This window comes from Ruegeria sp. AH12, from assembly GCF_056541465.1.
This window is the reverse complement of the sequence record NZ_JBQFYL010000001.1, coordinates 289,579-314,544: the sequence shown is the minus strand read 5'-3', so window position 1 is coordinate 314,544 and position 24,966 is coordinate 289,579. Positions and strand designations below refer to the sequence as shown.

The following is a 24,966-nucleotide window of genomic DNA, read 5'->3' as shown; positions in this document are numbered from 1 at the left end:
TTAGTGATGCACGCGCCGGGGGAAAAGCCCTAACGCGGGCGCGAGCGCCAACCGCCACGTCGTTTAGGCGCTTCTGAAGCCCGCAGCCCCTCGGCCATGACCTGTGTCATCGGGTGGTCGGCATCCTGCGCGGCATAGGCGGCATGCAGGGTGGTCAACGCCTGCTTCTGGTCCTGCCCCTCCGGCAGGCTGAGCGCCCAATCTAGGAAGATGCTGCGGCATTCCGGCAGGGCGATACCTTCGATGTTATAGGCTTCGCGGATCAGGCCCTTTGGGTCATTGGGATCAGTGCTGCGTGCCATCTTCGCCCTCTTTGATGACGCGGCCGATGATTGCGGCAGCGGTCGTGTAAGTGTCTTGCAGCGCGGATTGCAGTTGCTCAACCTGTTCGAACCCAGTGGCCCTGCACAGGAAAGCCGCACCACCCTCGCCAATCTTGTCAGCTTCGATCACCTTGCCCGAAAGAAGCCGGGCCGCGCATTGCACGGACCAGCATAAATCGTAGCCGTCTTTCAGAGTTTGCGCCTGCGCGACATCCAGCAACCCGGCAGCGACGGCGCCATCAAGGCCAGAGGGCACATCGCGATCCGCGAGACCTGCCATCAACACGCCGGTTTGCGCCATCAATTCTATATCCATCAGGCGACCGGGGCCATTTTTGGCATCCCAAACTCCGGCAGGGGCCTTTGCGGCGGCCAGCCGCGTGCGCATTTCAGCCACCTCGTGCAAAACCTTCTTCATATTGCGCGGACGCGACAGGAAATCAGCCCGGAAGGCTTCGATATCCGTGGCCAGCCCCGCGTCACCCGCCACCACATGCGCGCGTGTCAGGGCAAGGTGCTCCCAAACCCACGCTTCGTTCTGCTGGTAATTGGTGAAGCTGGCCCAACTGGTCGCCACCGGCCCCTGATTGCCCGACGGGCGCAAGCGCATGTCGACTTCATAAAGCCGCCCCTGAGACATCGGGGCGGAAAGCGCCGTGATCAGTGCTTGCGTGAACCGCGCATAGTAGGTGCGGGTGGCCAGTGGGCGCGGACCTTCGGATATCTCCTGATCCGACGGGTCGTAGATTACGATCATATCCAAATCGGATTGCGAATTGATCTGCCCTGCCCCAAGCGACCCCATACCCAGAATGGCAGCACCACGCCCCGGAGCGGGGCCATGCTTGCGGGCGAAATTCTCGGTCACATGAGGCAGGATCGACGCGATAACAGCCTGCGCCAGTTCTGCATATTGACGACCCGCTTGTGCGCCGTCGATCAGCCCGCGCAAATGGTGCACCCCCACCCTGAAATGCCATTCCTTGCACCAGCGCCGCGCCAGATCAAGCTGGGTTTCGTAGTCCGACTCGGCCGCCAAAGCCTGTTCCAGCTCGGCCTGCAGATCTTGCTGCCCCGGCCAGTCAGCGAAAAAACTGCCACCTATGACCGCATCAAAGACGGAGGCATTGCGGGACAGATGCGAGGCCAGCGCGTGGGACGTACCGACGATGTCGATCAACAGATCAATCAGCTGCGGATTGGCCTCGAACAGGGAAAACAGCTGCACCCCGGCAGGCAACCCAGCCAGAAACCCATCCAAAGCCACCAGCGCCTCTTCGGGTTGCGCGGTTTTGGCGAGGCGCGACAGGAGTTCTGGTTTGAGCCGGTCAAAGATGCGCCTGCCCCGTTGCGATCGCAGCGCCGGGTAAGAGGCCCAACGGGCCAGGATGCTTTTGTCGAACGTGACCTCCTGCTCCGGCGTCGGAGTTGCACCGGGCCCAGGGGCAAAGAACCCCTCGGTCAGGTCATGCACCTCAGTCAATCGGCGGGTCAGGTCGGTCGTCAGTTCAGTACTACTGAGTCCCATCAGACAGGCCACGCGTTCGATACCGTCCTCGGATTGTGGCACTTTGTGGGTCTGAGCATCATGGATCATCTGAATCCGATGTTCGACCTCACGATGCGCGCGATAGTGATCGGTCAGTTTATACGCGACGTCGTCGGGCACCCATCCCTTTGCAGCCAAAGCAGCCAAACCGGGAGCCGTTCCACGTACCCGCAGATCCGGGTCGCGCCCCCCCGCGATCAGTTGTCGAGTTTGGGTGAAGAACTCAATCTCACGAATGCCACCCTGTCCCAGTTTCATATCATGGCCAGGAATCGAGAGGCTGCCACCCGTCCCCTTGTTCTCACGAATGCGCAAGCGCATGTCATGCGCATCCTGAATAGCGGCAAAATCCAGATGTCGACGCCAAACAAAGGGGCGCAAAGTTTCCAAAAACCGCTCTCCGGCAGCGATATCGCCCGCACAGGCGCGCGCCTTGATATAGGCGGCGCGTTCCCAAGTTCGGCCAAGGCTTTCATAGTACCGCTCGGCCGCCTCCATCGCCATACAGACCGGTGTCACCGCCGGATCAGGGCGCAGGCGCAAATCGGTGCGAAAGACATAGCCGTCAGCGGTTTTGTCGCTGAGCGTGGCACAGAAGTTGCGCGTGGCGCGGACCATCCCATGCCGTGCGTCGTAGAAGTCATCCGGGTCATAAACTGTTTCATCGAACAGCACGATCAGGTCGATATCCGAGCTGTAGTTCAGCTCATGCGCGCCCATCTTGCCCATCGCCAAAATGACCATCCCGGCAGCGGTTTCGACATCATCTTCGATCATTCCGGGCAGTTTCTTGCGTCGAATCAAGGCGGCGATCTCAGCCTTGGCCGCGACATCCGCCGCCAACGCTCCGAAATCAGTCAGTGCGGCGGTCACTTTTTCCAAAGGCCACGCGCCCGAGATATCGGCCAGCGCTGTCAGCAGTGCCATTCGGCGCTTCGCGACCCTCAGACCCGGCTTCAGCTGATCTGGGGCCAAAGCCCGCGCCACACCCATAAGCTCAACCATGGCCTGATCCGGCCTGGACAGCGCTTGTGGCAGCCAGTCTCTCTCGCGCTCAATCAACCCTTTCAGATAGGGGCTGGTTCCGGCGGTTCCGGCGATCAACTCCCCTTGTTCAGGTGTCAAATCCACCAGCAAATCACGTGCTTCATCGCCCAAAGACGGGTCGAACGCGCGTGGCAAACGGGTGATGGCCAGACTGTCATTCATAACGCGACCCTGCGCATTGCCTCACCCTAAGGTCAATGGGTCAAACACATCACGCGTTCTGAACCGGCGTGTCCTGACTGAAACTGTTGACCCACTTGTCATGCCGACGCTCCCACAGCGAGGAAATCAGCATCGCCTCCCACTCGGCAGCGCCAGGCCGCACGTAGTCGGCGCGATAGGACAGCAAGACGATATCTGCAGTCAGCACCCGCAGCTTTTCCTCGCTCAGCCTGAATTCAGCCATCGTAGGCGCATCGGCAAACTGCCCGACATGATCGTCCCGATTGGCAAAGCCCGACGGGTAGACACCCAGAAAGTCGGTGCTCAAGAGCGCCCTGTCAGCGTGGGCGTCGCCTGTTACCAAAGCAGACCATACCTGCTTTTCCAGCTCCAAGATCTCTGCAAGCGTCGGTGCGGTTGTGTTCTCATTCATCATGTCGACACCCTGCGACCCGAGGCTTACGTCGTCAACCAAATCCGGAAATGTAAATCTTTTTCACATAAACCCCTTGCAACCCCGCAAGCACTTCCCATCTAGACAATGTGAAAGGAATTTACATCAACCCCTGGAGAGACCAAATGACCGCATTGTCCGAACCCACCGTCCCTGCAAACCCGGGATGGCTGCATCGCACCGAGGCCTGGATGGACGACAAAGGCAAAGGTGCCTGGATCGCCGCCATGGTCCTTGGTTTCATCTTCTTCTGGCCCGTTGGCCTGGCCCTTCTGGCCTATATGATCTGGAGCAAACGCATGTTCAGCAAATCTTGCAGCCGCCGCAAATCCTGGCACAGCCACATGAGTGCGATGAAACCTTCGGGCAACACAGCATTCGACGCCTACAAGGCCGATACGCTGGCCCGCTTGGAACGCGAGCAGCAAGATTTCGAAGCCTTCCTGCATCGCCTGCGCGAAGCCAAAGACAAGGCCGAGTTCGACCAGTTCATGGATGAACGCGCCCGCGACAACCACGAAGAGGACGGTAAAGGCGAACCTGCCTGATCCCCCTTGCCCTGTCCCGGTCTTCGGGACAGGGTAATACGACCTTCATTTTCGGAAATCTGTTTATGACCCACCTGCCCAACCCTGACACACAACCCGAGTTTTATCAGTCCGTCACATCCAAACGCTTTGTCGCCTGGCTGTTCGATATCGCGCTGATCTCGCTGCTGTGTATTGTTCCCGTCTTTTTGACCTTTGGTTTCGGGCTGTTTTTCCTGCCCCTGATTTATGCGGTCATCAGCTTTGTCTATCGGGTCATCACCATCTCAAACGGCTCGGCCACGCTGGGCATGCGCTTCATGGGGATCGAATTGCGCGATGCATTTGGCGAACGTATGGATATGGGCAAAGCGCTTGCGCATACCGCCGGATATTTCATCAGTATGGCGTTTTTCGTAGTCCAGATCATCTCGATCATCATGATGCTGACCAGCGCGCGCTGTCAGGGTTTGACAGACGCCTTCCTTGGCACCGTCATGATCAATCAACGGGCCTGACCACCCATCGCGTGAATCACTTGGCGGCGCCAAAAACCGTTGCTATCATCGGGTCCGAGGCTACATGGGACCTTCATGCGACATACGCTGCCAATTGCGCCACAATTCTATGTGACGGCCCCACAGCCCTGCCCTTACCTTGAGGGCAGGCTGGAGCGTAAGCTGTTCACCGCCCTGCAAGGCGAAGGTGCAGACCAGCTGAACAACTCCCTGTCACAACAAGGGTTTCGCCGGTCTCAAAACGTACTCTATCGCCCGTCCTGCACCGATTGCGCGGCTTGCCTGTCCGCTCGGATCGATGTTGCTGCCTTCCGCCCGACCAAAAGCCAAAAACGCGCCGCTAAACGTAATTCCTACCTGCAGCGGCGCGCCACATCGCCCTGGGCCACGGACGAGCAGTACGAGCTGTTCCGCCGCTACCTCGACACCCGCCACGCCGATGGTGGCATGGCCGATATGGATGTGTTCGAATTTGCCGCGATGATCGAGGAAACCCCCATCCGCAGCCGTGTGGTCGAATATCTGGACCCTGAAACCGGAGACCTGATCGCCGTCAGCCTGACCGATGTGCTCGATGACGGGCTCAGCATGGTCTATTCCTTCTACGACCCGCAGCAACCGCAGAACTCTCTGGGCACCTATATGATCCTTGACCATATCGACATCGCGCGCGAGGCGGGCCTGCCTTATATCTACCTGGGCTACTGGGTGCCCGGCAGCCCGAAGATGGGGTACAAGGCCAAATTCTCAGGCCTCGAAGCCTATGTTCAAGGGCAATGGCAAAAGGTTCAGAACCCTGCGACCTTCTCAGATGAGTCGCATCATCCGCTCTCTGCGGCCCCTATCGCGGAACAGGTTGCCAATATTCAATTGCCCGACCGCCACCCCACCAAGGGTTGATCCGATATGAAACAAAGCCTGCATGCCGTCACCCTTGTGGTGCCGGATTATGACGCCGCGATCGCCTTCTACACCGAAACGCTTAGCTTCACGCTGGAGCAGGATATCGATCTGGGCAGCGGCAAACGCTGGGTGCGGGTTGTCCCACCCGGCAGCAATGGCGCCTCGCTTCTGCTGGCCAAAGCCGTTGGTCCTGATCAAAACGCTGCCATCGGCAACCAGACCGGAGGCCGCGTCGGGTTCTTCCTGCAAACCGATGACTTCCAACGTGATCACACAGCAATGCGCGCAAGCGGTGTGCACTTCGAAGAAGACCCTCGCACCGAACCCTATGGCATTGTCGCTGTCTGGCAGGACCCGTTCGGCAATCGATGGGATCTGATCCAGTTCACCTGATCCACTCTTCATCTGGCCAGAAAATATCCCGGGGATGAATTGGCCGCAGGCCAAGAAGGGGCTGGCCCCTTACCCCCAACACAAAAAGAAAAAGGGGGCCATCAGGCCCCTTTTTCAATTTGACGATCCGATCAGATCAATTCGGGATCAGATCCGGAACGATGGTCACAATCGCCGGGAAGAACCACAGGATTGCGATCCCAACCACTTGAATGATCACAAATGGCGCGACCCCTCGGTAGATATGGCCCGTGGTCACCTCTTTCGGCGCAACGCCGCGCAGATAGAACAGCGCAAACCCAAAGGGCGGCGTCAGGAACGAGGTCTGCAGGTTCACCGCCACCATGATGGTCACCCATTTCGGATCGAACGACCCGCCATAGATCACCGGGCCCACAATCGGGATCACGATGTAGATGATCTCGAGGAAATCCAGCACAAAGCCCAGAATGAACAGCACCAGCATCACGATCAGGAAGACCGTGAACTCGTTGTCAAAGCTCTTTAGGAACTGCTGGATATAGTGCTCACCCCCGAACGAGATCACCACCAGGTTCAGCAGCTGCGATCCGATCAGGATGGTGAACACCATCGATGTCACCTTGGCCGTTTCCCGCACCACTGGGGTCAAAACTCCGCTCGAAAACAGCACCCAGCAGCCATAAAGCAGGCCAAACAGCGCATAGAGATAAGCCGAATAAGCCAGACCAAAGGCGATCCAGGTTTCGGCGTTTGCTCCGCTCTGGTTCACCCGTAAGTCAAAGTTCACACCCAACAACAGGCAGATGATGACGGCGAAGGTCGACCAGATGATCACACCGCCTGACTGACCCTGCTCACGCAACTTACGATAAGCAGCCAGCATGATCGCGCCACCTGCGCCAAGCGCGGCGGCCGGTGTCGGGTTGGTGATCCCGCCAAGGATCGAGCCAAGAACGGCAATGATCAAAACCAGCGGCGGAAAGACCACGCGGATCAGATCATTGGTCGCGCAACGCGCAGCAGCTTCCTTACAGCCATAAATCGCAATAGCAAACGGGATGGCCAAGAGCAGGAAGGTGGCGCCGGACGAGGTGATTGGTGAGATCAACAGGATATCAACCAGCAACATCAGCAACAGGCCAATCGCCCCAACGATCAGGGGCTGAGGTGACCGTGAAGGTGCAATGCCGCGACCCAGAACCAGGGTCAGGGCCAGCAGCACCACGATGATCGTCACACCTGTCCCAATCGGCGCAGCATCGGCAATCTTGGCCTCACGCGCCGCGGCGATTTCTTCCTCGCTTAGACGTTCCGCATTGGCAATTCCACCAGCCGCATCAATCTCCTGTTGCTCGATCACAGCCTGATCCCAGGCCGCCTGTCCATGCAGGTCGATCATCGAGGCTTTGCATTCCTCCGAAACATTTGTCCGCAGCGATGCATCCTGCCCCACATCCGAGAAGGCCGAGACCGAGATATTCTGGCTGCCAATGATCCCGGCACTGCCCAGAAGCATTGCGCCAACGATGATTGCAACCGGAGCGCCCAGCAGCCATGTCAACCCTTCGGATCGTGTGATCGTCTCACCTGACCCGCCAGACAGTTCGACGGCAGGTGCCTTGTCCGGGTTCAACAGCGCATAGCCAAAGGCGTAAAGCGCATAGAGCAGCGCCAACATGATCCCCGGCAGCAGCGCGGCTTGGAACAATGTGCCCACGGAGACCACCGCTGGCTCGCCCAGATAGGTCAATGCATCGGTGCATCCCGCTGCAACAGCTCGACTTTCTTGCGCCGTGGAATACAGATCTCCTGCCAGTGTGCCCAAAAGGACAATCACAATCGAGGGCGGAATGATCTGCCCCAAGGTGCCCGACGCGGCAATCACACCCGTCGCGAGTTCCGGCGAATAGTTGTTTCGCAACATGGTCGGCAGTGCCAGCAAGCCCATGGTTACCACAGTCGCACCCACAATCCCGGTCGACGCAGCCAAAAAGGCACCCACAACCACAATCGAGACAGCCAGACCACCCGGCAGAGGGCCAAAAACGCGCGCCATCGTGGTCAGCAGATCATTGGCAATCTTCGAGCGCTCCAGCGTGATGCCCATGAGAACAAACATCAACACGGCCAGCAGTGTCTCGATTGATTGGCCCGCCAAAACACGCTCGTTCATACGGTTCACAATAAACGAAACATTACGATCCAGCGCGGTTTCCCAACCCGAGGGGAAGACTGGCACGCCGACCCTCGGCAGGTCCGGGTATCGGAACACCGAGACTGCATCCGGTTTTACCCCGGTTGCAACCAGATCCCGATACACTTGCGAGCTGGTATCGATTGCCTGATGGATCAACAGCCCGGCACTGTCCAGCGCGGCAATGATCCCGAAGGATATGACCCCGGCCCCACCAATGGCAAAGGCCACTGGGAAACCAGAGAGGATGCCTCCGAAAAGGCAGAAAAATACGATAATGAGGCCTATCTCGACGCCATCAAGTCCGAATAGCATTGTCTGGGTCTCCGTCCCTAATGTGCGCCTTCATAGGCTTCTTCACCCGCGCCAAGGCTGTCCTTGTCGAGGTATTTTCCGGCGCTCTCGGGCCCTTCCACATATTCCAGATACGATCGGTAGAGGAACGCAATCGCATGCAGGAACACCATGCCTGCAAATAGGACAAGCAGGATTTTGAACAGGAAATATGCGTTGAAACCGTTGGGGCTGAAGCCGATGGTTTCCACGTTCCACCGCAGCGCGCGTGATTTGGCAACCAACCGGTCCAGGGTATCACTGGCCGATGGTTTCGGCACGATCAGGTGTCGCCACATGAAATACCAGCCATACATCCAAGTCAGCACCGCCATCGGCATCATGAACAGGAGCGCACCACACATGTCGACCACACGCTTGGCGCGGTGACTAATACCCGCATAAATCAGGTCAACCCGCACATGTCCGCCTTGCACAAATGTGTAGGTACAGCATAGGCAGACCACCATGGCGTTATACAGTTTAAGTTCTTCGGCGAACCAACTGATATCCTTTTGAAAAGGAATGCCAAACCCGAACGCCATATCCGCGCGCGTAAAGACGCGCTGCATGAAAACAATGATGATCTGCTGAAGCACCATCAGCAAACCGGCCCAGGCAAAGAACCGCCCGGTGACGTTTGCGAACCCTTCCAGCCCGCGAACCATGCCCCACATGAAATTCCTGTAGTAGAGACCGATGGCCGTCAGCACCAGAAACAGGGCAAAGATCACAAAGAAGAACTCGACCGACCCGCCATAGTAGACAAAGCGCATCACAGCTTCATTGTCCGACCAGTTCAGCCACAGTTGCGGATGCGTGATCGCATATCCAAAATTAAAGAAGGCTTCGGCAATGTTCTGAATGAACCAGATCAGTCCATTCCACAGGGCGCCGAAGAACGAGATACCGTTTTCGTCCTGCATGTTGTCCCCAGGTCGCGTCGGTTGCACTGCCTATTCGTGCGGCATGATGGGTCCGCGCATGTGCAACAGGAAAGGTTTCCCCGCGCCTGCGGGGAAACCGTTTGGTCTGATGATCAGGGCTTAGCCGCGCACGCGATCGCGCTGAGCGGTATAAGCACCAGACGACAGGTTCAGCCAGGCCGAGGACGATGCCATCGACGCCATCGCGCTGTCGTGGATCTTCTTGAACAGCTCGTCGCCCATGTTCTCGTCCAGAACTTCTTGGCTGGCCTGACCGAAGGCGTCCCAAACGCTGTCCGGGAATTCCATAACCTTCACGCCACCCGACTGCAGACGCTGCAGGGCTGCACCGTTGTTGGCCAGGAATTGCGCCAGGTTCCACTGGTGCGCTTCGGCAGCTGCGATCTCGATGATCTTCTGCTGCGCCGGTGTCAGCTCTTCGAACACGTCGCGGTTGGTCGCCAGCGACAGACCTGCGCCCGGCTCGTGGAAGCCCGCGGTGTAGTAGGTCTTGGTGATTTCCTGGAAACCGGCTTTTTCGTCCGCCCAGGGGCCGATCCACTCGGTGCCGTCAATCGCACCCGAGGACAGCGCCTGATACACCTCTGAGCCCGGAATGTTCTGAACCGATGCGCCCAGTTTGCCCAGCGCCTGACCACCCAGACCCGGCATACGGAACTTCAGACCCTGGAAATCCTCGGGGCCGTTGATCTCTTTCGAGTACCAGCCACCCGCCTGCGCACCGGTGTTGCCGGCCAGGAAGGATTTCAGGCCGAAGATCGAGCCCAGCTCGTCATGCAGCTCCATACCGCCATCGTGGTAGTACCAGTTCACCAGTTCCTGAGCGGTCATGCCGAACGGAACAGCGGTGAAGAAGGCATAGCCCGGGTGCTGACCCACAAAGTAGTAGTCTGCCGCGTGGTACATGTCGGCCTGACCCGAAGATACAGCGTCAAACACTTCAAACGCGCCAACCAGCTCGCCTGCGGCCTTGATGTCAACATTCAGGCTGCCATCGGACATCGCATTGATGCTGTCGGCGCAGCGCTGTGCACTGTCAAACACGCCGGCCAGACCACGACCCCACGAGGTTACCATCGTCAGGGTCCGCTGACCCTGCGCATAGGCTGGTGCCGCCAGTGCGGTTGCCGCGGCAGCCGAGCCGCCCAGAGCAGATTTCTTTAGAAATGAACGACGATCCATATGAGTGTTCCTCCCCTTACATAGTCGTAACCCGGAAACACTCCGGGCCTGTCACATTCAGTAGGCCGCAGCCTAATGCCGAAGATGTGAAAAGGAATACCTAGTACTGCGTAGAAACGCAGGTTTCTGACGGGTTTTTATAGGAAAACAACCAGCAAAAACGGCTCGAACCCCGGATTTTCGGTCGTTCTGGTCCTTAAGATGTCCATTCTTTTTGCATTTCTGCCGCCTGTTGCGTATCGATTCGACAATGCAGAGATTAAGAAATCTGGTTTCGCTGACCTATGCGCAGAAGCTGTCCCTTGTCGCCGCGATACCCTTGGTTGTGGCCGTGGCAGCCATTGCCGTGCTGGTAGCCTATGAAGCGCGTGCAACAGCCGAACGCGAAATCGAAGCGTTGGAGCGCAGCCTGATCGAGGCCAAGAAAGAAGAGCTGCGCAACTACGTCACGCAAGCCCGCAACGGGTTTGCTTATATCTATGGTCGGGCGACACCTGATGACGAGGTGGCCAAGAACCTCGTGTCTCAGATCCTGTCGGCCATGATCTACGGGCAGGACGGGTTCTTCTTTGTCTACGACTATGACGGCAACAACCTTGTCAGCCCGCGGCAGACCGAATTCATCAACCGCAACTGGGAAGGCCTCACCGATAGCGATGGCACGCCCGTAGTTGATGAGTTTATTAGCCTCGCCCGCCAAGGCGCAGGGTGGCATAGTTTCATGTGGCAAAAACCGTCTACCGGAGAAGAGGCGCAGATGATCGCCTATGTGGTCGGGCTGCAGGATTGGCGCTGGGTGGTCGGTACGGGCGTGTTCATCGACGACATCGTTGCCGCTGTTGCGAATGCACGCGCCGAGGTCGAAGCCCGCGTGCAGCGCACCTTTATGTATATCGGAGCTATTGTTGTGGCGGCTGTCCTGATCGTGTTTGCCTCGGGCATGTTGCTGAACATCCGCGAACGGCGGCTGGCTGACGCAAAGCTGAAAGAGCTGACGCAGCGTGTATTTGATGCACAGGAAGAAGAACGCGGACGAGTTGCGCGAGAATTGCATGATGGGATCAGCCAGATATTGGTTGGCGTCCGCTATGCGCTGGACACCGCTCGGCGGCGGGTATCTCGTGGAGATTTTTCAAATGCAGAAGATCCGTTGGACAAAGGGATCGAACATTTGGGCACCGCCATAACTGAAGTGCGCCGGATCAGTCGCGACCTACGCCCTGGTGTGCTGGATGATCTCGGTTTGGGCCCTGCCCTTAAATCGCTGACGGATGATTTTCGGGACCGCACCGGGATCGAGACCGAATTCTCGACCGTTGTATTCCGCAATCGGCTGGATCAGGACAGCAAAATCGCGCTCTATCGCATTGCGCAAGAAGCGCTGACCAATATCGAACGTCATGCCGATGCGTCACATGTTACCATCGATCTGCGCGGCCATAAGAAAGGTGCGACGATGCGGATCACCGACAATGGGCGCGGGTTGCGAAACGAACCGGGCCGTGTGGCCACCGGGATCGGGCTGCGCAACATGCAGGAGCGCATCGAACAGCTTGACGGGACGCTGCGTATTCTGTCATCACGCGGCCCGCATGGCGGCACGGTGATCGAAGCAAGCTTGCCGCTGAGCCACCTGCTCCCACCGCAGGAAGACGCAACACCAAAGCGAAAGGCCGGGACATGACCATCCGAGTCCTTATTGTCGACGATCACCCGATGGTGGCCGAGGGCATCCAGTCGATCCTTGAAAGCTATAGCGAGATCGAAGTGGTCGGTACGCTCAGCAGCGGTCAGTCTGCTGTGGATCAGGCCGCAAGCCTATCCCCCGACGTGATCTTGATGGATCTGAACATGCCGGGCCTGGGGGGCCTGAGCGCAACAGAAATGATCCTTGAACGCTTGCCTCAAACGCGCATCCTGATCCTGTCGATGCATGACAGCCCAGAATACATCTCAACCGCGCTCAGCCACGGGGCTAAAGGCTATCTTCTCAAGGATGTGCCGACAGACGAAATCAAACAGGCCATCGATGCGGTCATGGCGGACGAGCAATATCTGTGCACCGGAGCAAGCGGGTCGCTGAAACCCAAAGGCGACAGCACCCGAGAGGCTCTGACCGGCCGGGAACAGACGATCCTTCTGGAGCTGGCGCAGGGCAAATCCAATAAAGAAGTCGCCCTGGCCTTGGATATCTCGGTTCGCACGGTCGAAACTCACCGCAAGAACATCAAACGTAAACTGGGTATTTCCTCCACCGCTGGGCTCACCCGCTATGCGCTGGAACATGGGGTCTTGCAGGGCACTGGCGTGGGGTTCTGATCCAGACGCGGCGCGGCACGCGCCGCCCGGCCCAACCAGAGAAGACGCGCCAAAGGCGCGTTGCCGATGGGCGGGAGGCTTTAATTCCGAGGGCGAATATCTTCCCCGAAAAAGATCAAAGTCCCGTCCTCATCAAGAACGTGAAACTCGCGCTGTAGATAGGGCTGATCAAAAGGTGGCCGCACCCGTCCCTCGGGCAGGTCGCTCAAACCATCTTTCAGACCGTCATAGAGCGCATCGATACCTTTCACATCGATGTAAAAGGACTGGTTATCGCCCAAAGCTTTGCCATCGGTGCGCGGCGGGCATTCCAGCAACCGGACAGCAACTGGCCCCCGCGACAGAAAGGCATAGTTGTCCTGTTTAAATCCGCATTCAAACCCCAAACGTCGGCAATAGAAATCAATCTGCGCCTCCAGTGACGCGCAGAGAACAAACGGCGTAATCTGTAGCACTTCGGGCATCGGAACCTCCGGCCTGCATCGGGATCATGCTACACGTTCTGCTGGCTCAATCCAGCAATTGATCCTGCCGTGTACCTTCACGCTCATAATGATGCGGCAGAACACGACCGTATAGCTGCCGGGTCCGCTCGACCCCGCCGCACATGCCTTCGGTTTCCACAAAGGAAAAGATGCCGACATATCTTTGGCGGGTCCCAAAAACCGGTGCGACCCGGTGCAGGGAATACCGCCCCTTGAAGATTTGCAGATCGCCTGGCTGCAGTTCCAACCGGCGCACGCGCGACATGTCACCATCCAGAACGGCAGAGACTGCACCGAAATTCTCATCCTCCGAAGTCCGCAGGTTCGGCGCATATTCGAACGCACCCCCGTCTTCACCATTTTGAATGGCCAGAGTCACCGTGAAGTTGTTGGTGTCGAAATGCCAGGGAAAGCCCTGCCCCGCTTCCACGACATTGATGATCACATCTGCCAGCGGGTCGTCATAGCGAAAGAACCGATCTGCAGGCTCCTCCAGCGCAGTCCGGATGAAGGGCATGAACCCGTCAAACTCATATATCCGTCGCAGGGGTCCGGATTTAGGGAAATTGTCCGCCGGGACAAAGGCATTCGATCGTTCATAGAAGCGGCGGATGGGATGGCCGGTTCCGAACCGCGGGTCATCTTTGGTGAAATAGGCGTTCGTTCGGTTGAAGGAGCGATGGGCCTGCGGCGACACCGCGTCGGCCTCTTTCACCAACAATTCGAGCCCGTCGGGATGCACAAAACCCGGCAACACCGCACAGCCATCTTCGCTCAGTTCGCGCTGAACATCATCGATCATCCGGTCATAAGCCTGTGAACCTGGCCGGTCGATGGGATAGCGGCCCAAATCCACCAGATCATGCAGCATGACATACCTCCCTCGTAGTCCCGTCTCTGTCAGCGTGACCCAGTTAAACCGCCCAATCATGCCCATTTTGGACATTTGCTTGACGCATTCAGACCGGCGAATATCCATCCCATCCGGCGTCTAAGACATCATTTTTCGCTAAAATTCCCAACCTGCGGCAATCTGCGCAATAAAATGTCGCAGAATAACATCTTGAAGATAGAAAATTGGCGCAATTGCCTGTTGACGCCCTTGCGCGCCGCTCATAATGTCCCTGCACGCAAAAAGGAGCCTCTGGCGATGAGAACGCTAGTCGTAATCGTGGGAAACAAGCGCATGGGCCGGTAACGGTAAACCATAATCGAACCCATGCGCCTCCGAAAACGTCGGGGGCTTTTTTTTGTCAAACGCAAGACACATGTCGCGAACGGAGCAAAGCAGATGACACGTGAGATGACCGGCGCAAAGATGGTGGTTCAGGCCCTCAAGGATCAGGGCGTGGACACGGTATTCGGATACCCCGGCGGCGCCGTGCTACCGATCTATGATGAGATCTTTCTGCAAAACGACATTCGCCACATTCTGGTACGCCACGAACAGGGGGCCGTGCACGCCGCCGAAGGCTATGCGCGGTCGACCGGCAAACCCGGTGTTGCGCTGGTGACATCCGGACCAGGCGCGACCAACGCGGTAACTGGCCTGACTGACGCGTTGCTGGATTCGATCCCGATCGTTGTTCTGACCGGCCAGGTTCCGACCTTCATGATTGGCTCGGACGCGTTTCAGGAGGCCGACACGGTTGGAATTACCCGCCCCTGCACGAAACATAACTGGTTGGTGAAAGACACGGATTCTTTGGCCGAGACCATGCACGAAGCCTTCCACGTCGCCACCTCGGGCCGCCCTGGCCCGGTATTGATCGACATTCCCAAGGACGTGCAGTTTGCCTCGGGCGAGTACGCTTCGCCCAAATCCTCAACCTCGCATTACCAACCCATCCTGAAAGGCGATCTGGAAGAGATCACCGAGTTGGTTGCGGCGATAGAGACGGCGAAAAAGCCGGTATTCTATACAGGTGGCGGCGTCATCAACTCGGGTCCTGCAGCCAGCCAGCTGCTGCGTGAGTTGGTCGATGCGACTGGCTTTCCGATCACCTCGACCCTGATGGGACTTGGCGCCTATCCGGCTTCGGGCAAAAACTGGCTGGGCATGCTTGGGATGCATGGTCTCTATGAGGCCAACATGGCGATGCATGATTGCGATCTGATGATCAATATCGGCGCGCGGTTTGATGATCGGATCACCGGACGGATCGATGCGTTCTCGCCCAATTCAAAAAAGGCGCATATCGATATCGACCCCTCCTCGATCAACAAGGTGATCCGCGTGGATATCCCGATTGTGGGCGATGTGGCCCATGTGCTTGAGGATATCCTGAAGATCTGGAAAGCACGGGGTCGCAAGACGGATGCGGCGAATGCCAAACAATGGCAGGCACAGATTGCGGATTGGCGCAAAGTGAACTGTTTGGCCTTTACCGCCAGCAAAAAGACCATCAAGCCCCAGCACGCACTGCAACGGCTTGAGGAACTGACCAAGAAGCATGACCGCTATATCACCACCGAAGTGGGCCAGCACCAGATGTGGGCCGCACAGTATCTGGGCTTTGAAGACCCCAACCGCTGGATGACATCCGGTGGTCTGGGCACGATGGGCTACGGTTTCCCCGCCTCGATCGGTGTGCAGATGGCCCACCCCGAGGCGCTGGTGATCAACGTTGCGGGCGAAGCCTCATGGCTGATGAATATGCAGGAAATGGGCACCGCCGTTCAGTACCGCCTGCCTGTGAAACAGTTCATCCTGAACAATGAACGCCTCGGCATGGTGCGCCAGTGGCAGGAGCTGCTGCATGGCGAGCGCTATTCGCATTCCTGGTCCGAGGCCCTGCCCGATTTCGTCAAACTCGCCGAGGCCTTCGGGGCCAAGGGTATCCTGTGTTCCGACCCCGCCGATCTGGATGACGCGATCATGGAGATGATCAACTATGACGGTCCGGTGATCTTTGATTGCCTCGTTGAAAAGCACGAGAACTGCTTCCCCATGATCCCGTCGGGCAAAGCCCATAACGAGATGCTGCTGGGCGAGGCCGAAACGCAGGGCGTGATCGATTCCAAAGGTTCGGTTCTGGTTTAACAACATTTGTCGGAATTGACCGGGCGCCCGACGCCCGGTTTTCGCAAGGTGATGAAAGGGACATAAATGTCTGCCCTACATATCAAAAAAGGCTCTACCCGCCATTCGGCCTATAACCTACGCCCGACGTTTTCGGACGTGCAGGAACGGCACACAATCGCGGTTCTGGTTGAGAACGAGCCGGGCGTTCTGGCCCGTGTGATCGGCCTGTTCTCGGGCCGTGGATACAACATCGAAAGCCTGACCGTGGCCGAGGTCGACCACACTGGGCATCTCAGCCGCATCACAATCGTGACCACCGGGACCCCGCAGGTGATCGAACAGATCAAGACACAGCTGGGCCGGATCGTTCCGGTTCATGATGTACATGATCTGACGGTCGAGGGCCCCTCGGTCGAACGCGAACTGGCGATCATCAAAGTGGTCGGAGAAGGTGACAAACGGGTCGAGGCGCTGCGTCTTGCCGATATCTTCCGCGCCAACGTGGTGGACAGCACGTTGAACTCGTTCATTTTCGAGATCACAGGCGCACCCGACAAGATCGATGCCTTTGCCGATCTGATGCGGCCGCTAGGACTGATTGAAATCGCCCGCACCGGTGTTGCCGCCCTGCTGCGTGGCGATTGATTTTTCTTAAGCCCCGACCCTGCCTCCGAAAACTTCGGGCGGGGTCGATCTGAAATTGGTCGATTTCCACAGATGCTGGCAATCGAGTGGCTTTATGTGCGTTATTTTTACCATAACGCCCCTTCTTCTGAGAAAAACCTCAAACAAATTAAGATAAAGCCTATTGCTTTTGGCTTACGGAGCGTTAGCTTCGGCCCGCAACGCGATTTGGGGATGCGTTGTTTTGGTGATTTTTGTGATTTCTCAGTGCCTGCGGTTATCCGTAAGCCTGAACCTTTAATACGTGAAGCAATAAAGCGCCGGGGAAAAACATGGCCGATAACATTCGCAGCCCTGCTGAGCTTCGGGCTATGTTCGGCTCGAACCTAAGGCACCTTGCGCGCGACTACCCATCTGTCTCGGCCTTGTGCCGGAAGCTCGGCATCAATCGGACGCAGTTCAATCGCTACCTCGCAGGCGAGAGCTTCCCGCGCCCGGATGTTTTGGATCGGATTTGTCGGTTTTTTGATGTTGATGCAAGGATTGTCCTAAGCCCCTTAGGTGAAATTCCTGCTGTGAAAGAACATCCTGCAAGTTCAATTCTTACACAGTTTCTGGGGTCCGGGTCTGAAGTTCGAGGACCAAAGACCTTTGCATCCGGTTTCTACGCGGTCGCCGAAAGCCAGCCCTCGGCACCACAAGTGACCTTGCTTTACGCCAAACGGCGACCTCAATGCACATTGATACGGGGTTATACCCCTCGAGCCCATATGCCCGGCACATCACCACAAGCGCGCGAAATTCAAGGGATTGCGGCGACCACTGGCGATCATGTCTACATTCTGACCTCACAACGCGGTGGCCATAACAGTAAGATATACTTGCTGAATCAGGAAGCCGAATTTTGGCGCGGAACGGTTATCAAACCCTCTGAACCGCATCAGCCACAGCCGGTTGTTCTGCGCCATCTCAAACAGAACGCTGAAACCGTGTTTCAAGCCGCGCGACGATCTGCAAAAACCGGTGGGCCATCAGTCTAGCCGTCGCGAAACGGCGTTTATCGCAGATCAATCAATCTGGTGCGTCGTCACTGCAAATTCCCCGGTACAAATGCCAGCTTGCATGGCCCAACAAAGGCAGCACGATCAATAGGCCCAAAAACCAGGGGAGCATCGCAACAAAGGTCAAAACCGCGATAAACAGCCCCCAAGCCAGCATCACGACTTTATTTTGTGAGACATATGTAAAGCTGGCGATCATGGCGGTGACAAAATCCAGTTCTCGATCCAACAGCATCGGGATCGACAAAACCGAAATCATATAAAGCAGCGTTGCAAAAACCGCACCAACAGCCGTGCCGACAGCCAACATCATCACCCCGTTGGGGGTCAGAAAAACCTCCAACGAACTGGATATGTTCGTCATCGTCGAGAGCCCCATGAACAGGGCAAAGATCATGTGGCCCAAAAAGAACCAGAACAAAAACACCACAACGATGATGGCGCAGATCGAGGGCAATTGGCGGCGGCTTTGCTGCAGCACGACACCGAACACGGCAGGCATATCAAGGGGTTCCCCCTGTTCTAACCGACGAGAGACCTCATAGAGGCCGACAGCCGCAAACGGCCCGATCAGCGGAAAGCCGATCGCGGCCAGAACCAGCCAGAAACTAGTGCCGGTTTGCACGGTGATCCAGGCCATGGCCCACCCGGCCAGAACATAAAACCCCGCGAAAATCAGACCAAACACCGGCGCGCGGCGCAGATCAGCCCAAGCCTGATGCAGTGCCTGCCGTATCATCGCGCGGTTCACCGGGCGCAGGTTCGGTACACCAAAGGGTCTATCCATCTCAACTCCTCCTCGCCGTGAGGCGTTACTGCAAGGCGGGCCGCCTTTGGGGCCACTCTGTTGCCGCATGATAGGCCGCGCCAATGGACAAAAGGCGAGCATCCGACCCACGCGGCCCGAACAGTTGCAGCCCCATCGGCAATCCTTGCGCCCCAAAACCAGCTGGAACCGCCAGGCAGGGCAGACCGATCAGGCTAACCGGCACGGTCACATGCATCCAGCGGTGATATGTATCCATGGCCCGCCCAGAGATTTCGGTCGGATATGGCAGGTTGACATCAAAGGGCCAGACCTGCGCCGCCGGCAGGATCAGGGCATCGTAGCGGTCAAAAACCTCGACTGCCTTACGGAACCAATCGGACCGTACCACGCTCGCCTGATGCACTTGCATCGCCGACAGCGCCAAGCCCCGATCCAGCTCCCACTGCGCGCTGTCTTTTAGGGCATCGCGGTTCTTGGACAATGGCTCAAGACCCGAGGCAACAGACCAAGAGCGCAACGTGATCCAACTGTCCCACAAACGCTCCGCATCAAAAGGCGGGGGTATCCGCTCGATATGGGCCCCCAACTGCCAGAATACACCCAAAGCCGTTTCGCAGAGGTCCAATATCCCCGCCTCCATCGGGAAGGCACCCCCCCAAGCCGCCAGCCAGCCAATGCGCATCCCCGTCAAATCCAAGGGCTCAACCGGCGACACAGACCCATGGGGCGCGTTCAAGGGCAATCGCGGATCAAACCCCGCGATCACATCCAGCAACAGGCCAATATCCTCGGGGCTGCGCGCCATTGGTCCAAGCGTCGACAGCTGGTGCAGGAAACTGTCCCCAACCGCGTCCGACGGCACCAGGCCCCAACTGGGCCGAAATCCGTAAACGTTGTTCCAGGCGGCCGGGTTGCGCAAGCTGCCCATCATGTCCGATCCATCGGCCAGCGTCACCATCCCGGTCGCCAAGGCCACCGCCGCCCCGCCCGAAGACCCACCGCAGGTTCGGGCGGCATCGTAGGGATTGCGTGTCGCCCCATAGACCGGATTGAACGTATGCGACCCAAGGCCAAATTCCGGCGTGTTGGTCTTGCCGATCAGGATCGCCCCCGCCGCCCGCATCCGCGCCGCGATCAAATCGTCCGTCTCGGGCACGAACCCGTCAAACAACGGTGATCCCTGAGATGAAACGACACCCGCTACATTCACCAGATCCTTCACCGCCACAGGCACCCCATGCAGCGGCCCGCGTATCGGCCCCGCATCCATCGCGCGCGCCTCGGCCAACAGCGCCTCTTCATCCCGTAACGCCACGATGGCGTTCACCGCGCCGTTGACCTGCCCGATCCGCTCCAGCGTCGCGCGCATCACGCCTTCCGCAGACACCCGCCGCTCCGATAAGTCCGCGATCAGCATCCGCGCAGAATATTTTGTGATGTCCATTTAGGCTCCAGCGGAAGGGGTCGTGAAAGTCACACCCAGCCTAGCTGCGCCACCAGATCATTAAAACCCACTGTTTCAATACATCTTTTCCGCCCCGGACACGCACACCGGATCCGCTTCATCTGGCCAAAAATATCCCGGGGGAGCCGCGGCCTGCCGCGGCGGGGGCAGAGCCCCCCGCCGACTTACTCGCCTTGCGCCTCGGACCGGCTCTTGCCCGCCACATTCAACGCCAGCGTCGCCGCCATGAACCCATCCAGATCCCCGTCCAACACCCCTTTGGTGTCCGAGGTCTCATGGTTTGTCCGCAGGTCTTTCACCATCTGATAGGGCTGCAACACATAAGATCGGATCTGGTTGCCCCAACCCGCATCGCCCTTCGCCTCATGCGCGGCGTTGATGTCGGCGTTCCGGCGGTCCAGCTCTTGCTGATAAAGCCGCGATTTCAGCGCCTTCATGGCGATGTCGCGGTTCTGGTGCTGGGATTTCTCGGACGAGGTCACAACAATCCCGGTCGGGATGTGCGTAATACGTACCGCCGAGTCGGTGGTGTTTACGTGCTGGCCACCTGCACCGGATGACCTGTAAGTATCGATCCGAATATCCGACGGGTTCACCTCGATCTCGATATTGTCGTCCACGACCGGGTAGACCCAGACCGAACTGAAAGACGTATGCCGTTTTGCCGCCGAATCGAACGGAGAAATTCGCACCAGTCGGTGCACGCCGCTTTCCGATTTCAGCCAACCATAAGCATTGTGACCGGTGATCTTATATGCTGCAGACTTAATCCCAGCCTCTTCGCCGGCCGTCTCCGATTGCAGCTCGACGGTATAGCCCTTTTTCTCTGCCCAGCGCACATACATGCGCGCCAGCATCGAGGCCCAGTCGCAGCTTTCCGTGCCACCCGCACCTGAATTGATCTCAAGAAAAGTGTCGTTGCCGTCAGCCTCGCCATCCAACAGCGCTTCAAGCTCTTTCTTAGCAGCCTTCGAGCCCAGCTTGACGATGGCCTCTTCGGCGTCCTTAACAACCTCGTCATCCTCTTCCATCTCGCCCAGTTCGATCAGCTCAATATTGTCGCTAAGGTCAGTTTTGATGGATTCGTATGTCTCAATGGCGTCGACCAGCATCTGCCGCTCGCGCATCAGTTTCTGCGCGTTTTCAGGGCTGTCCCACAGGTTCGGATCCTCGACCCGCGCATTGAACTCCTCAAGCCGATGAGGCGCGGTTTCATAGTCCATGCGCTGCGCCAGCAGCTCCAGCGACTTTTCAATCTCAGCCACGATATTTTGGGTTTCGGCGCGCATGGTGTTGTCCCAACTTGCTCAATCAGGCCTGCGTGATAGCAAGAGGTGGAGGCCACCACAAGACAGGCGCATCGGGAATGCAGAACCCACCACAAGAGATTCTGGATCAATGGCAGCTGACCTTGATCGCGCCGGTTGCTGAAACCGGCGCGGCCCGTGTTTGGAAGGTTCTGGATTCTGATGATACAGCAGCTGCGCTCAAACTCTATCACCGCCCGGATCGCGGCAACGAAGCAGCGGGAAGCGAAATCCTGAGCGCTTGGCAAGACCGGGGGGCCGTCAGGATTCTCAAAGAAACCGAAACAGCGATCCTGATGGAATGGCTCGAAGGCCCCACACTCGGGGACATCGCGCGGCGGGGAAAGTATGATCAGGCCCTAGTCACTTTGGCAGAGACAGCTAAACGCCTGCACGCTAAGGCCACCCCACATATTTCGGGCTTACGCCCGCTGACCCAGGCTTTCCGCCCCCTGTATGAATGCCAGTTTGCCCCCTCCTGCCCGGCCGATCTGGTTCGGGATATGCAACAGGCCACCCAACTGGCGCAAAGCCTGTTGAACAGTCAGGCAGAAATGACCCCGCTGCACGGCGATCTGCACCCCGACAATGTCATCCTCAGCAGCGCGGGTCCGCGTGTCATCGACGCCAAAGGCTATCTGGGCGATCTTGCCTTTGAACTGGCCAACGCGATCCGGCATCCCAAGGGTATGCCGCAGCTTGTGCGCCAACCAGATCATATGAACAAATGCCTTTCTCTCTATGCAGATACCCTTGGCGTTGACCGACAGCGCCTGGCCCAATGGGCCGCCGCCAAATGCGCGTTGTCGATCTACTGGAGGGCAAGCGGCCCCCTTGCACAAGACAAAGAGGCCGATTTGTTGCGTATGCTACTTAACGCAGCAAATCAGTAAAGACCGCCCGTGCTCAAATCGCCTTGCGAGGCTTTCGGGCCGACGGTGACCGTTTCACCTGTTGAGGTTTGCACCTGTACACCTGCGCGCTGAACCTCTTCGAACAGCGGCAGGTCTGATCCGATGGCAAAACCACCATCATAGATCCGATCGATAAAGCCATCGACGCCATCGCGGAAATATTCGGCCACAACATAGTCGCCCGAAGCATTTGCGGGCAGGCGCGCGCCGCTGAACCGATCGATCTTGATAAAGTGACCACCGGGCGGCACATCAAACGGGCCACCGCCATATTTCTCAACCGCTTTTTCCATGAAGCTTTGGAACACCGGGCCGCACATGGTGCCGCCATAGGCCCCCCGCCCCATCGGGCGCGGGCGATCATAGCCGATATAGCAACCCGCCACGATGTTCGAGGTAAAGCCGATGAACCAGGCGTCTTTCGAGTCGTTGGTCGTTCCGGTCTTACCCGCAGTCGGCACCGGAAGGTTCACAAAGCGCGAGGCCGTACCCCGGTCGACAACACCCTTCATCATCGAGGTCAGCTGATACGCCGTGATCGCATCCATGACCTGCGAACGATTGGTCTCAATCGTGGGCGATTCATCCGGCTCCAGCCAGCTGGAGTTGCAATCCAGACATTGCCGATCATCATGGCGATAGATCGTCTTGCCGAACCGATCCTGAATTCGGTCGACCAGCGTGGGCTCTACCCGTTCACCGCCATTTGCGAACATCGCATAGGCCGCGACCATCTTGTAAAGCGTGGTTTCCTCGGACCCCAGAGAGCTGGCGAGGAAAGCGCCCATGCGGTCGTAGACACCGAACCGCTCGGCATAACCGGCAACAACGGGCATCGTCACTTCTTGCGCCAGACGGATGGTCATCAGATTTCGGGATTGTTCGATCCCGGTACGCAACGGCGTCGGGCCGTAGAACTTGTTCGACGAGTTCTTGGGCCGCCACAGACCCTGCGGCGTGTTCACCTCAATCGGCGCATCCACAACGATGGTTGCGGGGCTATAGCCGCTGTCCAGTGCAGCCGCATAGACAAAGGGTTTAAAGGACGAACCCGGCTGACGCTGCGCTTGCGTCGCGCGGTTAAACACCGTGTCCTGGTACGAGAACCCGCCCTGCATCGCTAGAACGCGGCCTGAATTGACGTCCATCGCAACAAAGCCGCCCTGCACTTCGGGCACCTGACGGGCAGACCACTGCCCCTCTTCCCCGGCCATCACAAGGATCACATCACCGCGTTTAAAATTGTCGAAGAAATTGCCCTGCATCCACTTGATGTCAGAACGCGGGATGATGCCTTCGGACGGACCATTCTCGATCCCGACGGTCAATTGCTGCTCGGCCACGTCCAGTACCACAGCCGGATACCATTGGGTCGGCAGCACCACATCGCGCGGGATTTCCATCAGAGACAGCGCATCGCGCCATTGCGCCTCATCCGCCAGCGCGTCTTCGGCAATCACCTCACCGGTTCCGCGCCATTTGCCACGAGACAGGTCATATTTCTGCAATGCGGTGCGCAGGGCCTTGGCGGCCTCGACCTGCATTTCCTCATCAACCGAGGCACGGACGGTGAAACCACCGGTAAAGAATTCGCCCTCACCGAAATCTTCGCTCAGCTGGCGGCGGATTTCATCGGTGAAATAATCGCGCGGTGGCAGCGCGGTGCGGAAGCTTTCGAAATCGCCGTTCTGCACCGACCGCAGCGGCATCTCGACCTCGGCCTCATAAGTCGCCTGATCGATATAGCCGTTCTGGTTCATCTCGCGCAGCACGTAGTTGCGGCGGGCGAGCAGGCGTTCCTTTTGCCGAACCGGGTGATAATCGGATGGCGCTTTGGGCATTGAGGCCAATGTCGCGGCCTCATGTGGGGCCAGTTCCTGTAAGGTTTTGTTAAAATAGGTCTGGGCGGCGGCGGTTACACCATAAGAGTTCTGACCCAGGAAAATCTCGTTCATATAGAGTTCGAGGATTTGCTCCTTGTCCAAGGTATCCTCAAGCCGGGTGGCGAGGATGATCTCTTTGATCTTGCGCTCGGCCCGGCGGTCGCCGGACAACAGGAAGTTCTTCATCACCTGCTGCGTAATGGTCGAGGCCCCGCGCACGGTTTCACCCTTTGACCGCACCGCCTCAACCCCTGCCGCGATGATCCCGCGCGGGTCATAGCCCTGATGGCTGTAGAAATTCTTGTCTTCAGCCGAGATAAACGCCTGCTTAACCAGATCCGGGATTTCCTCGGACGGGGTGAACAGACGACGTTCCTGCGCGAACTCGTCGATCAGCTGGCCTTCGCCTGAATAAATTCGGCTGATCGTTGGCGGTTTGTATTGGGCCAGTGATTCATGGCTGGGCAGGTCGCGGCCATACATCCAGAACACGGCACCAACCACCAGCGCCGCCATAAAAATACCCAAAGTCACGAGGCTGAAGATCGCCCCGAAAATCGAAAGAACAAACCGGATCACGTTACTGCCTTTTTCTCGCGC

At 57.9% G+C, this 24,966-nt stretch carries 22 protein-coding genes; 10 read left to right on the top strand and 12 right to left on the bottom strand.

The window, feature by feature from the left end; translation table 11 throughout:
- Positions 1-29 precede the first annotated feature (29 nt).
- From ACR0EL_RS01615 to ACR0EL_RS01605, 3 genes are read right to left on the bottom strand one after another with little or no spacing between them, the layout of a single operon-like run.
- Positions 30-302, bottom strand: a complete 273-nt coding sequence (locus ACR0EL_RS01615; protein ID WP_480497647.1) for a hypothetical protein — start codon at positions 300-302, stop codon at positions 30-32.
- Positions 286-3,081, bottom strand: a complete 2,796-nt coding sequence (locus ACR0EL_RS01610; protein ID WP_480497645.1) for a [protein-PII] uridylyltransferase family protein — start codon at positions 3,079-3,081, stop codon at positions 286-288. Before ACR0EL_RS01610 ends, ACR0EL_RS01615 begins: the two co-directional genes overlap by 17 nt.
- Positions 3,082-3,130: 49 nt before the next feature.
- Positions 3,131-3,517 carry a DUF4440 domain-containing protein gene (locus ACR0EL_RS01605; protein WP_480497644.1) on the bottom strand — a complete coding sequence of 129 codons (387 nt, stop codon included), beginning with the start codon at positions 3,515-3,517 and terminating at the stop codon, positions 3,131-3,133.
- A gap of 143 nt (positions 3,518-3,660) precedes the next feature.
- Here ACR0EL_RS01605 and ACR0EL_RS01600 point away from each other — a divergent pair, with 143 nt between their 5' ends.
- From ACR0EL_RS01600 to ACR0EL_RS01585, 4 genes are all read left to right on the top strand, one after another.
- Positions 3,661-4,083 carry a DUF2852 domain-containing protein gene (locus tag ACR0EL_RS01600; protein ID WP_480497641.1) on the top strand — a complete coding sequence of 141 codons (423 nt, stop codon included), beginning with the start codon at positions 3,661-3,663 and terminating at the stop codon, positions 4,081-4,083.
- 65 nt (positions 4,084-4,148) lie between these two features.
- Positions 4,149-4,580, top strand: a complete 432-nt coding sequence (locus ACR0EL_RS01595) for an RDD family protein (protein ID WP_480497640.1) — start codon at positions 4,149-4,151, stop codon at positions 4,578-4,580.
- A 75-nt stretch (positions 4,581-4,655) separates the two neighbouring features.
- Entirely contained in the window at positions 4,656-5,480 is an 825-nt protein-coding gene (locus tag ACR0EL_RS01590) for an arginyltransferase (protein ID WP_170530531.1), read from the top strand.
- 6 nt (positions 5,481-5,486) lie between these two features.
- On the top strand, positions 5,487-5,876 hold the full coding sequence (locus ACR0EL_RS01585) for a VOC family protein (protein WP_480497638.1): 390 nt from the start codon (positions 5,487-5,489) through the stop codon (positions 5,874-5,876).
- Positions 5,877-6,012: 136 nt separating this feature from the next.
- Here the strand turns inward: ACR0EL_RS01585 and ACR0EL_RS01580 are convergent, their stop codons facing one another.
- The 3 genes from ACR0EL_RS01580 to ACR0EL_RS01570 form a co-directional block, all read right to left on the bottom strand.
- Positions 6,013-8,367, bottom strand: coding sequence for a TRAP transporter large permease subunit (locus ACR0EL_RS01580; RefSeq protein WP_480497636.1), 2,355 nt, complete (start codon positions 8,365-8,367; stop codon positions 6,013-6,015).
- Between the two features lie 17 nt (positions 8,368-8,384).
- Positions 8,385-9,311, bottom strand: a complete 927-nt coding sequence (locus ACR0EL_RS01575) for a TRAP transporter small permease subunit (protein WP_480497634.1) — start codon at positions 9,309-9,311, stop codon at positions 8,385-8,387.
- A 120-nt stretch (positions 9,312-9,431) separates the two neighbouring features.
- A complete protein-coding gene (locus ACR0EL_RS01570) occupies positions 9,432-10,514 on the bottom strand; it encodes a TRAP transporter substrate-binding protein (protein WP_480497632.1) in 1,083 nt (360 codons plus the stop codon).
- 250 nt (positions 10,515-10,764) lie between these two features.
- On the opposite strand from ACR0EL_RS01570, the gene ACR0EL_RS01565 reads away from it, so the two are divergent.
- Both ACR0EL_RS01565 and ACR0EL_RS01560 read left to right on the top strand, forming a co-directional pair.
- Positions 10,765-12,198: a cache domain-containing protein gene (locus ACR0EL_RS01565; RefSeq protein ID WP_480497630.1), complete on the top strand. Its 1,434-nt coding sequence runs from the start codon at positions 10,765-10,767 to the stop codon at positions 12,196-12,198.
- Positions 12,195-12,833 (top strand): response regulator transcription factor, encoded by a 639-nt coding sequence (locus tag ACR0EL_RS01560; RefSeq protein WP_353006645.1) that lies wholly within the window; start codon positions 12,195-12,197, stop codon positions 12,831-12,833. Before ACR0EL_RS01565 ends, ACR0EL_RS01560 begins: the two co-directional genes overlap by 4 nt.
- Before the next feature lie 80 nt (positions 12,834-12,913).
- Here ACR0EL_RS01560 and ACR0EL_RS01555 read toward each other — a convergent pair whose 3' ends face one another.
- Both ACR0EL_RS01555 and ACR0EL_RS01550 read right to left on the bottom strand, forming a co-directional pair.
- Positions 12,914-13,297 carry a bleomycin resistance protein gene (locus ACR0EL_RS01555; protein WP_353006642.1) on the bottom strand — a complete coding sequence of 128 codons (384 nt, stop codon included), beginning with the start codon at positions 13,295-13,297 and terminating at the stop codon, positions 12,914-12,916.
- A gap of 46 nt (positions 13,298-13,343) precedes the next feature.
- Positions 13,344-14,189, bottom strand: a complete 846-nt coding sequence (locus ACR0EL_RS01550; RefSeq protein ID WP_480497627.1) for a HalD/BesD family halogenase — start codon at positions 14,187-14,189, stop codon at positions 13,344-13,346.
- Positions 14,190-14,609: 420 nt separating this feature from the next.
- On the opposite strand from ACR0EL_RS01550, the gene ACR0EL_RS01545 reads away from it, so the two are divergent.
- The 3 genes from ACR0EL_RS01545 (at position 14,610) to ACR0EL_RS01535 (ending at position 18,007) form a co-directional block, all read left to right on the top strand.
- Entirely contained in the window at positions 14,610-16,361 is a 1,752-nt protein-coding gene (locus ACR0EL_RS01545) for an acetolactate synthase 3 large subunit (protein WP_480497625.1), read from the top strand.
- Between the two features lie 66 nt (positions 16,362-16,427).
- A complete protein-coding gene (gene ilvN / locus ACR0EL_RS01540) occupies positions 16,428-16,988 on the top strand; it encodes an acetolactate synthase small subunit (protein ID WP_170530541.1) in 561 nt (186 codons plus the stop codon).
- Positions 16,989-17,299: 311 nt separating this feature from the next.
- The gene (locus tag ACR0EL_RS01535; protein WP_480497622.1) at positions 17,300-18,007 is read left to right on the top strand and encodes a helix-turn-helix domain-containing protein; all 708 of its coding nucleotides are present in this window, start codon (positions 17,300-17,302) and stop codon (positions 18,005-18,007) included.
- Positions 18,008-18,038: 31 nt separating this feature from the next.
- Here the strand turns inward: ACR0EL_RS01535 and ACR0EL_RS01530 are convergent, their stop codons facing one another.
- The 3 genes from ACR0EL_RS01530 to prfB all read right to left on the bottom strand — a co-directional run bounded on the left by ACR0EL_RS01530 (position 18,039) and on the right by prfB (position 21,551).
- On the bottom strand, positions 18,039-18,815 hold the full coding sequence (locus ACR0EL_RS01530; RefSeq protein WP_480497620.1) for a DUF2189 domain-containing protein: 777 nt from the start codon (positions 18,813-18,815) through the stop codon (positions 18,039-18,041).
- Between the two features lie 25 nt (positions 18,816-18,840).
- Positions 18,841-20,241, bottom strand: coding sequence for an amidase (locus tag ACR0EL_RS01525; RefSeq protein ID WP_480497618.1), 1,401 nt, complete (start codon positions 20,239-20,241; stop codon positions 18,841-18,843).
- A gap of 185 nt (positions 20,242-20,426) precedes the next feature.
- Positions 20,427-21,551: a peptide chain release factor 2 gene (prfB, locus tag ACR0EL_RS01520; RefSeq protein ID WP_480497616.1), complete on the bottom strand. Its 1,125-nt coding sequence runs from the start codon at positions 21,549-21,551 to the stop codon at positions 20,427-20,429.
- Between the two features lie 77 nt (positions 21,552-21,628).
- Between prfB and ACR0EL_RS01515 the strand changes: the two genes are divergently transcribed.
- Positions 21,629-22,462 carry an aminoglycoside phosphotransferase family protein gene (locus ACR0EL_RS01515; protein ID WP_480497614.1) on the top strand — a complete coding sequence of 278 codons (834 nt, stop codon included), beginning with the start codon at positions 21,629-21,631 and terminating at the stop codon, positions 22,460-22,462.
- Here ACR0EL_RS01515 and ACR0EL_RS01510 read toward each other — a convergent pair.
- Positions 22,456-24,945, bottom strand: coding sequence for a penicillin-binding protein 1A (locus ACR0EL_RS01510; protein WP_480497612.1), 2,490 nt, complete (start codon positions 24,943-24,945; stop codon positions 22,456-22,458). The genes ACR0EL_RS01515 and ACR0EL_RS01510 overlap by 7 nt on opposite strands.
- Positions 24,946-24,966: the final 21 nt, after the last annotated feature.

What these genes read in the sequence shown, in the direction of transcription:
- ACR0EL_RS01615 (WP_480497647.1), bottom strand. Translation starts at nt 302, where the DNA reads ATGGCACGCAGCACTGATCCCAATGACCCAAAGGGCCTGATCCGCGAA.
- ACR0EL_RS01610 (WP_480497645.1), bottom strand. Translation starts at nt 3,081, where the DNA reads ATGAATGACAGTCTGGCCATCACCCGTTTGCCACGCGCGTTCGACCCG.
- ACR0EL_RS01605 (WP_480497644.1), bottom strand. Translation starts at nt 3,517, where the DNA reads ATGATGAATGAGAACACAACCGCACCGACGCTTGCAGAGATCTTGGAG.
- ACR0EL_RS01600 (WP_480497641.1), top strand. Translation starts at nt 3,661, where the DNA reads ATGACCGCATTGTCCGAACCCACCGTCCCTGCAAACCCGGGATGGCTG.
- ACR0EL_RS01595 (WP_480497640.1), top strand. Translation starts at nt 4,149, where the DNA reads ATGACCCACCTGCCCAACCCTGACACACAACCCGAGTTTTATCAGTCC.
- ACR0EL_RS01590 (WP_170530531.1), top strand. Translation starts at nt 4,656, where the DNA reads ATGCGACATACGCTGCCAATTGCGCCACAATTCTATGTGACGGCCCCA.
- ACR0EL_RS01585 (WP_480497638.1), top strand. Translation starts at nt 5,487, where the DNA reads ATGAAACAAAGCCTGCATGCCGTCACCCTTGTGGTGCCGGATTATGAC.
- ACR0EL_RS01580 (WP_480497636.1), bottom strand. Translation starts at nt 8,367, where the DNA reads ATGCTATTCGGACTTGATGGCGTCGAGATAGGCCTCATTATCGTATTT.
- ACR0EL_RS01575 (WP_480497634.1), bottom strand. Translation starts at nt 9,311, where the DNA reads ATGCAGGACGAAAACGGTATCTCGTTCTTCGGCGCCCTGTGGAATGGA.
- ACR0EL_RS01570 (WP_480497632.1), bottom strand. Translation starts at nt 10,514, where the DNA reads ATGGATCGTCGTTCATTTCTAAAGAAATCTGCTCTGGGCGGCTCGGCT.
- ACR0EL_RS01565 (WP_480497630.1), top strand. Translation starts at nt 10,765, where the DNA reads ATGCAGAGATTAAGAAATCTGGTTTCGCTGACCTATGCGCAGAAGCTG.
- ACR0EL_RS01560 (WP_353006645.1), top strand. Translation starts at nt 12,195, where the DNA reads ATGACCATCCGAGTCCTTATTGTCGACGATCACCCGATGGTGGCCGAG.
- ACR0EL_RS01555 (WP_353006642.1), bottom strand. Translation starts at nt 13,297, where the DNA reads ATGCCCGAAGTGCTACAGATTACGCCGTTTGTTCTCTGCGCGTCACTG.
- ACR0EL_RS01550 (WP_480497627.1), bottom strand. Translation starts at nt 14,189, where the DNA reads ATGCTGCATGATCTGGTGGATTTGGGCCGCTATCCCATCGACCGGCCA.
- ACR0EL_RS01545 (WP_480497625.1), top strand. Translation starts at nt 14,610, where the DNA reads ATGACACGTGAGATGACCGGCGCAAAGATGGTGGTTCAGGCCCTCAAG.
- ilvN (WP_170530541.1), top strand. Translation starts at nt 16,428, where the DNA reads ATGTCTGCCCTACATATCAAAAAAGGCTCTACCCGCCATTCGGCCTAT.
- ACR0EL_RS01535 (WP_480497622.1), top strand. Translation starts at nt 17,300, where the DNA reads ATGGCCGATAACATTCGCAGCCCTGCTGAGCTTCGGGCTATGTTCGGC.
- ACR0EL_RS01530 (WP_480497620.1), bottom strand. Translation starts at nt 18,815, where the DNA reads ATGGATAGACCCTTTGGTGTACCGAACCTGCGCCCGGTGAACCGCGCG.
- ACR0EL_RS01525 (WP_480497618.1), bottom strand. Translation starts at nt 20,241, where the DNA reads ATGGACATCACAAAATATTCTGCGCGGATGCTGATCGCGGACTTATCG.
- prfB (WP_480497616.1), bottom strand. Translation starts at nt 21,551, where the DNA reads ATGCGCGCCGAAACCCAAAATATCGTGGCTGAGATTGAAAAGTCGCTG.
- ACR0EL_RS01515 (WP_480497614.1), top strand. Translation starts at nt 21,629, where the DNA reads ATGCAGAACCCACCACAAGAGATTCTGGATCAATGGCAGCTGACCTTG.